10 protein-coding genes and 1 riboswitch are annotated in these 10,849 nt (G+C 45.4%); of the genes, 7 read left to right on the forward strand and 3 right to left on the reverse strand.

From position 1 onward, the window contains the following. Nucleotides 1-9 precede the first annotated feature (9 nt). A complete protein-coding gene (locus KJB35_RS25655; protein WP_005378679.1) occupies nt 10-804 on the forward strand; it encodes a class I SAM-dependent methyltransferase in 795 nt (264 codons plus the stop codon). A gap of 55 nt (nt 805-859) precedes the next feature. Further along, nucleotides 860-2,209 (forward strand): MATE family efflux transporter DinF, encoded by a 1,350-nt coding sequence (dinF, locus tag KJB35_RS25660; protein ID WP_054579651.1) that lies wholly within the window; start codon nt 860-862, stop codon nt 2,207-2,209. Nucleotides 2,210-2,266: 57 nt separating this feature from the next. Here dinF and sthA read toward each other — a convergent pair whose 3' ends face one another. Further along, nucleotides 2,267-3,697: a Si-specific NAD(P)(+) transhydrogenase gene (gene sthA, locus KJB35_RS25665; RefSeq protein WP_206960053.1), complete on the reverse strand. Its 1,431-nt coding sequence runs from the start codon at nt 3,695-3,697 to the stop codon at nt 2,267-2,269. Nucleotides 3,698-3,960: 263 nt separating this feature from the next. On the opposite strand from sthA, the gene fabR reads away from it, so the two are divergent. Together fabR and KJB35_RS25675 are read left to right on the forward strand one after the other, a co-directional pair. Next, nucleotides 3,961-4,602 carry an HTH-type transcriptional repressor FabR gene (gene fabR / locus KJB35_RS25670; RefSeq protein WP_005378632.1) on the forward strand — a complete coding sequence of 214 codons (642 nt, stop codon included), beginning with the start codon at nt 3,961-3,963 and terminating at the stop codon, nt 4,600-4,602. Then, nucleotides 4,602-4,967: a YijD family membrane protein gene (locus KJB35_RS25675; RefSeq protein WP_005378634.1), complete on the forward strand. Its 366-nt coding sequence runs from the start codon at nt 4,602-4,604 to the stop codon at nt 4,965-4,967. The genes fabR and KJB35_RS25675 overlap by 1 nt, the downstream gene beginning before the upstream one ends. A gap of 66 nt (nt 4,968-5,033) precedes the next feature. On the opposite strand, the gene trmA is transcribed toward KJB35_RS25675, so the two are convergent. Next, nucleotides 5,034-6,143, reverse strand: coding sequence for a tRNA (uridine(54)-C5)-methyltransferase TrmA (gene trmA / locus KJB35_RS25680; RefSeq protein ID WP_206955044.1), 1,110 nt, complete (start codon nt 6,141-6,143; stop codon nt 5,034-5,036). 184 nt (nt 6,144-6,327) lie between these two features. Further along, a riboswitch (cobalamin riboswitch) is annotated at nt 6,328-6,528 on the forward strand. Nucleotides 6,529-6,583: 55 nt separating this feature from the next. Here trmA and btuB point away from each other — a divergent pair. Genes btuB through murI form a run of 3 tightly spaced genes read left to right on the forward strand, consistent with a single transcriptional unit; the run spans nt 6,584 to nt 10,006 of the window. After that, on the forward strand, nt 6,584-8,419 hold the full coding sequence (gene btuB / locus KJB35_RS25685; protein ID WP_005389692.1) for a TonB-dependent vitamin B12 receptor: 1,836 nt from the start codon (nt 6,584-6,586) through the stop codon (nt 8,417-8,419). Nucleotides 8,420-8,478: 59 nt separating this feature from the next. Next, nucleotides 8,479-9,171 (forward strand): ATPase, encoded by a 693-nt coding sequence (locus KJB35_RS25690; protein WP_005389693.1) that lies wholly within the window; start codon nt 8,479-8,481, stop codon nt 9,169-9,171. Nucleotides 9,172-9,202: 31 nt separating this feature from the next. Further along, nucleotides 9,203-10,006: a glutamate racemase gene (gene murI / locus KJB35_RS25695; protein WP_047104461.1), complete on the forward strand. Its 804-nt coding sequence runs from the start codon at nt 9,203-9,205 to the stop codon at nt 10,004-10,006. Here murI and KJB35_RS25700 read toward each other — a convergent pair. After that, nucleotides 9,969-10,424: an RNA-binding protein gene (locus tag KJB35_RS25700; RefSeq protein WP_017821270.1), complete on the reverse strand. Its 456-nt coding sequence runs from the start codon at nt 10,422-10,424 to the stop codon at nt 9,969-9,971. The two genes, murI and KJB35_RS25700, sit on opposite strands and share 38 nt — an antisense overlap. Nucleotides 10,425-10,849 lie beyond the last annotated feature (425 nt).

Here is a 10,849-nt window from a genome sequence, read left to right on the forward strand (position 1 = left end):
GAAATGCCCATGTCTCAGTCTAAACATCAAGTTCCTAACCATTTATTAAAGCCACTGTTATTGCGTAGCCGTGAAAGCATGGTCGACAATGGCTTGGTGTACGATCCGATAGCTGCTAAAGCGTGTTTGAGCTGTAAGATGGCGCCGGATTGTTTGAGTGGTGATATTGCGCAGAAGCAATTGCTGCACGTGACGCTGACTCAGCTTTGTGACCAGCAGGTTAGTCACTTCTTACAGCAGTATCCCGATGCTTGGATAATCAATGTTGGAGCGGGGTTGGATACCCGCTTTTATCGTTTGGATAATGGACGCTGCCATTGGATAGAGCTGGATGTGACGGAAAATTTGGTATGGCGTCAGCGTTTGTTCCACAAAAATGAACGTTATGAACATCGCTGTGGCAGTGTGGATGAAATGTCGTGGCTAGAGACGTTAGCCATTCCAGAGCAAGCACCGGTACTCATTTTATGTGAAATGGCACTGCTCGATTGCACAGAGCGTCAAGTCGCGAAATTTATTCAAACCTTAGGTCGACATTTTGTTTCTGCTGAACTGTGTATGGTGCTGGCAGGAGATTTAACGGAAACCAAGTGGGGACAAAAGCTTGGCTCTGATCGTTATGCTCATGGCTTTGAAGCGCCTGCAGCACAGATATTGCAATGGTTACCATGGGCACAGTGGGTGAAAGCTTTCTCGCCATTCGATAGATTCTGTTCTCGTTGGAAAGCTTGGCAGCGTTGGCTTAATAAGATTCCAATGTTGAAGCATCGCCTCACGCCAGTACTCGTTCATATCAAGTGGTAATTGGCTAGTCGTTAAGCGCTCAGGTACACTCGTCGATCTTACTGATGAGGTGCCTGTGACAAATTCAATCTTCTCTCCTTTATCTAACCCAAAAGTTCATCGCCAAGTCTTAGCTTTAGCGATACCTATGGTGCTGTCGAATATTACTGTTCCATTGCTCGGTTTGGTCGATGCTGCGGTGATTGGTCATCTAGACCACGCTTGGTATTTGGGCGGTGTTGCGTTGGGCAGTACCATGATCAGCGTGACATTTTGGCTGCTTGGTTTTTTGCGTATGTCGACTACTGGGTTGGCGGCGCAGTCCTATGGCGGTGAAGACCGAAAGCAACTTGCCTTAGTGTTCATGCAAGGCTCACTTATGGCGCTGCTGTTTGCGTTAGTCTTCCTTATTGCCCATAACCCGATTGCTGATTTGATCTTTGGCTGGAGTGACGCCAGTGCTGAAGTGAAGCACTACGGCATGCAATATTTCTCTATCCGAGTGTGGAGTGCCCCCGCTGCGCTAATGAACTTTGTGTTGTTGGGATGGTTGCTCGGAACGCAAAATTCCAAAGCACCAATGTGGATGGTGATCATCACTAACGTGACGAATATTGTCCTCGATTTGTTGTTTGTGATTGGTTTGGGGTGGAAAGTAGAAGGCGCTGCACTGGCATCGGTGATTGCTGACTACTCAGGCATGGGTTTTGGTCTCATGTGTGTCTGGAAAACCTGGCGAGAGAGGCAATTACCATCACCTCAAAAGTTGCTAACCAGCACTCAACACGGTTTAGGGCGATTCGTGAAATTGAATCGTGATATTTTCTTACGCTCTTTGTGTCTGCAAGCGGCTTTTAGCTTTATGACGTTCCAAGGTGCGAGCTTTGGTGATGAGGTTGTCGCTGCAAATGCGGTTCTGATGAGCTTCCTGATGATTATCTCGTATGGCATGGATGGCTTTGCTTATGCAATGGAGGCCATGGTCGGGAAGGCGATTGGTGCCAAAGATAGGCAACAATTGAGTGCATCGCTTGTCGGCACTTTCTTTTGGAGTTTGGTTATTTGCTTAGGACTGACCGCGCTCTTTGGTTTGGCGGGATCGCAGTTGATCGCCATGATCACTTCAATTGAGGTGGTACAACAGCAAGCAGCGGTGTATCTACCTTGGCTGGTGGTGATGCCACTTGCGTCGATGTGGTGCTTTCTATTGGATGGCATTTTTGTCGGTGCAACCAAAGGCAAAGACATGCGCAATAGTATGTTTGTCGCGACCAGCAGTTTCTTCGTTGTCTTTTACTTATTCGCCGAGTGGGAAAATCACGCGCTGTGGTTTGCAATGACGAGCTTTATGTTGATGCGGGGTATTGGTTTAGGGGTTATCTTTCTCTATCAATGGCACAAGGATACCTTCCTCGCACAATGTTGATATAAAAACAGCAGGTCCAAGCCTGCTGTTTTTCTGTCTGCTATCAAGAAGCATAGATTAGAACAAGCGGTTCAAACCATTCAACGCAGCGACACGATACGCTTCGGCCATTGTTGGATAGTTGAAGGTGGTATTGACGAAATACTCGATGGTATTCGCTGAGCCTTTTTGCTCCATAATGGCTTGACCGATGTGGATAATTTCCGCGGCACGTTCGCCAAAACAGTGAATCCCTAAAATTTCTTTGGTTTCACGATGGAACAATATCTTCAAGCTACCGATGTCTTTTCCTGCGATCTGTGCACGAGCTAGATGCTTGAACGAAGAGCGTCCTACTTCATACGGTACTTTCGCAGCTGTTAGCTCTTGCTCGGTTTTACCCACAGAGCTAATCTCTGGGATGGTGTAGATACCTGTTGGAATGTCATCAATCAGATAGTTTTCTGCCTGACCTCTCGTAATGGCTTGTGCGACAAATCGCCCTTGGTCATAAGCGGCGCTTGCAAGGCTAGGGTAACCGATGACATCGCCTACAGCGTAAATGTGCTCAATATCGGTTTGGTAGTTACGGTTTACTTTTAGTTGTCCGCGAGAGTCCGCTTCCAGACCCACTGCACCCAAATTCAACTTATCGGTGTTACCTGTTCGACCATTCGCATACAACAAGCAGTCTGCCTTCATCTTCTTGCCAGATTGTAGGTGAATAATCACGCCATCTTCTGTGCCTTCGATTTTTTCATAGGTCTCATCATTACGAATTACTACACCGCTGTTCCAGAAGTGGTAAGACAGCGCATCTGACACTTCATTATCCAAAAACTCCAACAAGCGGTCTCGGGTATTGATAAGGTCGGTTTTCACTCCAAGGCCGCGGAAGATAGAAGCGTATTCACAACCGATAACGCCCGCACCGTAAATGATGATATGGCGAGGGTCGTGTTTCAGGCTCAAAATGGAATCACTGTCGTAGATGCGCTCATGCAAGAAATCTACGTCGTTAGGCTGATACGGACGAGAACCCGTCGCGATGACAAACTTATCTGCAGAATAGATTTCTTCTGTACCGTCGCTTTGCATCACTGCAATTGAGTAGTTATCGATAAATCGCGCGGTTCCGAACAAAAGTGTGCATGAGTTACGGTCATAAAAGCCCTGACGAAGTCGAGTTTGCTTATCAATGACCGATTTAGCATGACCTAAAATGTCAGAAAATGTTGCATGAACGCTGGTGTTGTTTCGACAAAATAGCGGGTTGCTATTAAATTCGATGATGCGGCTAACGGCATGACGCAGTGCTTTAGATGGAATAGTTCCCCAGTGAGTACAACCGCCGCCGACACTGCTTTCTTTCTCGACAATGGCAACATTCAGTCCCGCTTTGGTTAATCCCATTGCAGCCCCTTCTCCGCCAGGGCCACTACCGATTACGATCACGTCATAGTGATTAACATGCGCCATGATGCCTTCCTTGTTATATTTGCTTAACATTGCTTTAGCGCGATTTTAACTCATTTACTCTATTGGTACACGTCATGCCTGTTAGAGAGTGGAAGTGATCACGCAGAATCGACCAAAAGGGTGATTTGGTATGTTGTATGTCTATAAATTGCATCGAGAACATTGCAATTAGATGCATGCCAATAGTAACGTTCTCGGCGCTCAGAGCGAGCGAAGCAACATATCTTTCTCCGTAGGAGCAAATTGCGTTATATTGAGGCTCTTGTACCCTACAGAAAAAGAGCAAGTTAAGAATGAAATCGATGGGAATCCGCGCACAGCAAAAAGAGAAGACACGTCGATCATTGATCGATGCGGCATTTAGTCAATTAAGTGCGGATCGCAGCTTTTCCAGCCTTAGCTTGCGAGAAGTCGCCCGAGAGGCAGGGATTGCACCGACTTCTTTTTACCGCCACTTCAAAGATATGGATGAGCTAGGCTTAACCATGGTTGATGAAGGCGGTTTGCTACTACGTCAACTGATGCGTCAGGCGCGTCAACGTATTGTGAAAGAAGGTAGCGTAATTCGTACCTCGGTCGAAACCTTTATGGAATTCATTGAAAGTAGTCCGAACGTTTTTCGTTTGTTGTTGCGTGAGCGCTCCGGCACTTCTGCTGAATTTCGTACCGCTGTTGCTCGAGAAATCCAGCATTTTGCGGCAGAATTAACCGAGTATTTAATGAGCACCGGCGTGACCAGAGAAGAGGCGTATACTCAAGCAGAAGCGTCTGTGACTTTGGTTTTCAGTTCGGGAGCTGAAGCTTTAGATTTAGATCGACGTGAGCGCGATGAACTCGCCGAGCGATTGATCATGCAATTGCGAATGATAGCCAAAGGGGCCTATTGGTATCGCAAAGAACGTGAACGTAACCGATTAAAAGGCGGGATAGAATAATGTCGAATGGAAATAAATCTGAAAAGAAAACGCTGATTTTGGCACTGGTTGCAGGTATGTGTGGTGATGCTTTGTTGTCATGGTTGACCATGAGTGAAGTGTCTTTTTCAATCTTCCCATTGATTGCACTCGTACTGGCTGTACAAGCTCTTTACCAAGAGTACCTAAATAATCCGGTATCAGAAGATATCCCATTAGTTGGCTTGGCGTGTTTCTTCGTAGGTGCGTTTGGCCACTCTGCGTTTATTAAGGCGCAATACCCAGAAGCAGGCTCAAACTTCTTTGCGATCATGGTTTCAATGATCTTACTCGCATGGATTGGTAAGAAGTTAGGTTTTGTCAGCAAGAAGACTTCTGCGGAATAAGCAAAACGAATCAAATACAAAAAAGCGAGCCATTGAGCTCGCTTTTTTTGTATTTGACGCAGTGGGTTACGCTTTGCGTTCCAATAGCACGCCCGCTTCCATATGGTGGGTATAAGGGAATTGGTCAAACAGAGCAAAACGCGTCACGTTGTGTGTTTCGCATAGAATGTCCAAGTTCTCTTTTAGAGTCTCAGGGTTACAAGAGATGTACATGATGCGCTCGTAACCTTGCACCATCTTACAAGTATCGACATCCATCCCAGCACGTGGTGGATCGACAAAAATCGTGTTGCAGTTGTAGCTCTCCAGATCTACACCTGCATCTTGTAGACGACGGAATTCACGCTTACCTTCGATCGCTTGAGTAAATTCCTCTGCTGATAGACGTAAGATTTGTACGTTATCAATCTTATTGGCGGCGATGTTGTACTGTGCAGATACCACAGATGGCTTCGCTAGCTCAGTTGCCAGTACGCGGTCGAAATTCTGTGCCAACGCCAGCGAGAAGTTACCGTTACCACAGTAAAGCTCTAGTAGGTCGCCAGTGCTTTCTTGGGTACAGTCGACCGCCCATTCCAGCATCTTCTCTGCGACTTTGCCGTTCGGCTGAGTGAAGCTGTTCTCTACTTGTTGGTAGATGTAGCTTTGACCATTTACATCGAGCTTCTCGATAACGTAGTCTCGGTCTAGGACAATCTTCATCTTACGAGCGCGACCAATGATGTTTAGGTTAAAGCCTTCATCATTTAAACGCTGTTTAAGGGCTTTCGCGTTTTCAATCCACTCTTCATCAAGTTGGCGATGGTAAAGGAGTGAGACCAGAATCTCACCACTTAGCGTCGATAGGAAATCCACTTGGAACAGTTTACGACGTAGTGAGTCGTTGTCTTTCATCGCTTCAACCAATAGCGGCATCAGGTCGTTGATCAGACGGCTTGCTGCAGGGAATTGGTCAACACGGTACTTCTCACGAGTTTCTTGGTTGAACATGATGTAGTAAAGATCTTCGCCTTCATGCCAAACACGGAACTCAGCACGCATGCGGTAGTGCTGCTCTGGTGATTCAAACACTTCCAGTTCTGGCATGTTGTATGGCGCGAACATATCCGTGAGACGTTCGACTTTTTCAGCCAGTTGTTCTTGGTAGCGTTGTGGGTTTACATCAAGAGTAGCCATGATCTTACCTTTTATGGTGCATTCAATTTAAGAGCGCAGATTTTATTCAATCTCAATAGGATGTCCAGTTTTGTACTGGAATTGATTTAAAGATAGTGCGTACAGGCAGAGTAGAAAGCAAAATCAATCAAAACGTTACAACTTCTAAGGGCAATATTGGCTGGACAAATAATCAATAGCTGAATAATATTTGCCTCAAGTTGGTGCTATCTAGCAATCTAGATGGCTGAAATGGGAATCTGGTGTGAATCCAGAACTGACGCGCAGCGGTAAAAGAGAACGAACGCTCATCAGACACTGCATTAGTTTATGTGGGAAGTCGAGCAAGTAGGCGGTACACCCGTGCTCTTGAGTCCGAATACCTGCCAACAACTGAGCCACAGCACTGGACTGTCATGATGACAGGGCTCGGAAGGAATTACGCGATTTAGGACAATACAATGAGAAAATCCGCACTGGCGATAACTTTGGCATCGCTGCTTTCACCTGTCTCTTATCTACAGGCCCAAGAAACCTCCACTGACGAAACCATCGTTGTTACTGCAAACCGTTTTGAGCAAGCCGAAAGCCGTACGTTGGCAGATGTCGAAGTAGTTACTCGACAAGACATCGATCGCATTCAAGCGAAAACCCTACCAGATGTATTGCGTCGCCTTACGGGGATTCAAGTTTCACAAAATGGTGGTCGTGGTCAGTTAGCGTCTTTATTTGTTCGTGGAACCAGTTCCGACCAAGTTTTAGTACTGGTTGATGGCGTACGTTTTGCACGAGCAGCGAAGGGCGCTGTGGACTTTAACCAAATCCCACTTACTTACGTTCAACGTATTGAGTACGTGCGTGGTGCGCGTGCGTCACTTTATGGCTCAGAAGCGATTGGTGGCGTGATCAATATCATCACCATTGCGCGTGCTGACGAAGAAGGAACGAAGTTAAGTGCGGGTTTAGGTAGTTTAGATTATCAAGAATTGAGTGTGGCATCTGGTATTAAAGTCACAGAGAGCGGCCAGCTAAATATCGCGCTTGGTAGTGAAAGTGATGATGGTTATAACGTTCGTCCTGTACCGGGAGTTAATGACGGCGATCGCCATGGCTTTGATACAAAGAATGGTCTGCTAGGTTACGTGCATAACTTCAATGACCAGTGGTCTGCATTTGGTAACCTACGTGCTTACGAAAATGTTTATCAATATGACAGCAGCTACGGCAGTCGCGGTTACTACGAAGCAGAAAAAGACGATCTTTCTGTCACTCTGGGCGGTAAGTATCAGTCTGATAATGTGATGTCAGAACTACAAGTAACAGCACAGAAACAGAAGTCTTGGAACTATGAGCAAGCAAAAGGCAAACACTCAGGTACTGAAGATGAACTTGAGCAGCAAAATGTCCAGTGGACCAACAGTTACTTGCTAAACAACAATACGACGTTGGCTGGTGGTATTGATTGGCGCAACGAGTCTTATAAAGACAAGAGTGCGAATAAAACGTTTGATCGTACCAATGGCGCTCTGTTTGGTATGGCAACCACTAGTATTGATAAAGCAATGCTCGAGGGCAGTGCTCGCCTTGATGATAACGAAGAATACGGTAGTGAGTTCACTTACAGTTTAGCGGCTGGTTACCAGTTTGTACCAGAGTTTGGGGTTAAAGCCTCTTTTGGTACTGCGTTTAAGGCTCCAAACCTATATCAACAGTATGACCCAACATACGGTGAGAAAGATCTGAAGCCGGAAGAGTCAGATGCTTGGGAGTTAGCATTCAGCGGTGATGTCCAAGGCGTTTTTTGGTCCGTAACGGGTTATGACTATAAAATCACGAATCTTATCGATTACCATCCAACCACATACAAATATTTGAATGTCGATGGTGAAACACATATCCAAGGTGTGGAGCTTGTTGCTGAGTTTGATACAGGGATTGTGCAGCACCAGTTGAGTGCAGATTACAAAGATGCCGAAGACGATAAAGGGCATCAGTTGCAGCGCCGCGCTAAAGAAATGTATAAGTGGAATGCTTTAGTGAGCTTCGATAAAGTGGATTGGTCGGTTAGCTATCAGTACGTCGGTAAGCGTCCAGATGTGGATTACAGCACTTGGCCTTCACAAGATATTACACTTTCTTCTTACTCGTTGGTTGATACGGCGGTGACTTACTATCCGAATGAGTCGACCTCTATTAGCGCTCGTATCGATAATCTACTTGATGAAGAGTATGAGATGGCAAAAGGTTACCCTGCTGCAGAGCGAGCGTACTATCTCAACGTTGGCTACGAATTCTAATCGTGAATGAGCACAAACCGCCTTCGGGCGGTTTTTAATATTTTGTGGTGGAAAATCGAATGAAGAAACCCAAGCGAGTGGTGATCAGTTGGTCCAGCGGTAAAGATTCGACATTAACGCTTGAGCGCCTTAACGAGAATCCAAATTATCAAGTTGTCGGTTTGTACACGACTTACGTAGGAAAAGAAGTCCCTTTTCAAGCAACTCCGCTTGAGGTTGTACAAATGCAAGCAGACTTACTTGCGCTTCCGCTCATTACTATCGAACTGCCTGAAGTCTTTCCGAGTAACGAAATTTATCAATCAACCATCGTTAATGCATTACAAAGTAGTGGTCTGAACATAGAAGCTGTCGCATTTGGTGATATGTTTTGCAATGGCATTGCCGATTACCGACGCAGCTATATTGAACCTGTTGGCTGGGAATGCGTCTTTCCTCTATTAGGGGAGAGCAGCGAAAAACTAGCGATGGAAATCATAGAGCGTGGTATTCAAACGATGTTAATCACCATCGACGGAAGAGTTCTCCCTCCAGAATGGTGTGGTCGCTGGTATGACAAAGCCCTAATAGAGTCATTACCAAGTCAAATTGATCCCTGTGGGGAAAATGGTGAATTTCACACATTGGTCACGTCTTCGCCATCTTTTCAAGGACATATCGAGTTGACGAAGCGAGATGTAGAATCTGGAGATAGATTCAGCCATCAAAGATACCATGCTAAAGCATTGCCAAAACAAATCTACGCAGTATGATCGCAACGTTTCTGTTCTTTAGGTAAGGCTCGTGCGAGTAGCAAGTAAGAAAAAAGTCCTAGTTTTTGACTCCGGTGTTGGTGGCCTTTCTGTATTCCAAGAGATACATCGCCTATTGCCCCAGCTAGACTACTTATACTTATTCGATAATCAGGCTTACCCTTATGGTGAACTCGATCAGGCTGTACTCGTTTCACGAGTTAACCAACTGGTCTCTTCATTAGTCGAAGAACACCAAGTCGACATTGTTGTCATTGCTTGCAATACGGCGAGCACCATAGTGCTTCCTTCCTTACGCGAAAATTTATCGATTCCCGTTGTTGGTGTTGTCCCTGCGATTAAACCCGCATCGCTATTAGCATCAAAAGGAGTAGGGCTGATCGCCACTCCGGCGACAGTAACACGCCAATATACTCACGAGTTAATACGGGACTTTGCGCAAGGCAAACCAGTTGAGCTGGTGGGATCAACTCGCTTGGTAGATATGGCCGAAGAGAAGTTGCGAGGCAACAGCGTTTCTCTCGACGAACTGACAAATATCCTGCTTCCCCTTCGCGATAAAGTCGATGTTGCGGTGCTCGGTTGTACTCACTTCCCTTTAATCAAAGAGGAGATTCATCAAGCTTTGGGTGGGGACGTTACTTTAATTGATTCAGGCGCAGCGATTGCACGTCGAGTAAAAGCATTGCTATTAAGTGATGAAATTGAGGATACAGAAGAGGGAAGTAAGTCGATTTATGCCAGTGCAACTCCTTGGCAGGAAGATGCACTGAACATTTGTTTAAAGAAGCTAGGTTTTAATCCTGTTCAGGTTTACCACCATCCGGATGTTTAGGATCGTTCGCAATTCTCACTTTTAGCGTTCTCTCCATATATTCCTTTTCATTAAGTTTAGCGATAGCTGGCTTGGCATCTGCCGCAGCCATCACTACAAAACCAAACCCTCTTCTTTTTCCAGTACGCTTATCTTTCATTAAGCGTACTGCATAGACCTGTCCATATTCAGCAAACAAATCGCGAACATGACTCTCATTGGCCTTATAAGGAAGGTTGCCGACATACAGCGTTTTAGTTGAAGGATCAGGCTCCGAAGATTGAAGAACAGGTGTTTTGCTAGAAAATGAAAAAAGAAAAGCAGTAGCGATAACACCAATGAGGAAGCTCAAGGCTGGTGGGATGATGAATTGAGAGAAAATGATTCCCCCAACGATGGCCAGCCCAACACATAAAATCAGATTTTTTTTAGACGTCATTTTAATTACTACACATAGTGATAAAGAGATCGATTGTCCATTAACAGAATAGACACATGAATCTTACGTATATGGTTGGTGTTTTTCCAACCAATTGCTGTGATATGTCTCAAATGTGACGAAGAAATATGCAAATATCGCACTTTTGGCTAATTTGTGACCGGTTGGTTTTTTATTTGCAAAAAACGCTTGTACTAATTTCTCAACCCCCTATACTGCGCATCCACCGACACGGAGTGAGACGAAAGTCACATAGCGAGTCGGGAAGAGAGAAAAAAGAATTTGAAAAAAATGCTTGACTCTCTCACGGTGTAAAGTAAGATACGCACCCCTAACGACGAGCAACTAAGTTGCTGAAAATGTTAGAAAAGCTCTTTAAAAATAAGAACCTATCAATCTGTGTGGGCACTCGTTGATGATAATCC

Source organism: Vibrio sp. D431a, assembly GCF_030248655.1.
Classification (GTDB): Bacteria; Pseudomonadota; Gammaproteobacteria; order Enterobacterales; family Vibrionaceae; genus Vibrio; species Vibrio alginolyticus.

Excerpts from the sequence above, each read along its gene's own strand:
- btuB (WP_005389692.1), top strand. The coding sequence starts at position 6,584 with ATGAGAAAATCCGCACTGGCGATAACTTTGGCATCGCTGCTTTCACCT.
- fabR (WP_005378632.1), top strand. The coding sequence starts at position 3,961 with ATGAAATCGATGGGAATCCGCGCACAGCAAAAAGAGAAGACACGTCGA.
- KJB35_RS25700 (WP_017821270.1), bottom strand. The coding sequence starts at position 10,424 with ATGACGTCTAAAAAAAATCTGATTTTATGTGTTGGGCTGGCCATCGTT.
- sthA (WP_206960053.1), bottom strand. The coding sequence starts at position 3,697 with ATGTTAAGCAAATATAACAAGGAAGGCATCATGGCGCATGTTAATCAC.
- trmA (WP_206955044.1), bottom strand. The coding sequence starts at position 6,143 with ATGGCTACTCTTGATGTAAACCCACAACGCTACCAAGAACAACTGGCT.
- KJB35_RS25675 (WP_005378634.1), top strand. The coding sequence starts at position 4,602 with ATGTCGAATGGAAATAAATCTGAAAAGAAAACGCTGATTTTGGCACTG.
- KJB35_RS25690 (WP_005389693.1), top strand. The coding sequence starts at position 8,479 with ATGAAGAAACCCAAGCGAGTGGTGATCAGTTGGTCCAGCGGTAAAGAT.
- KJB35_RS25655 (WP_005378679.1), top strand. The coding sequence starts at position 10 with ATGTCTCAGTCTAAACATCAAGTTCCTAACCATTTATTAAAGCCACTG.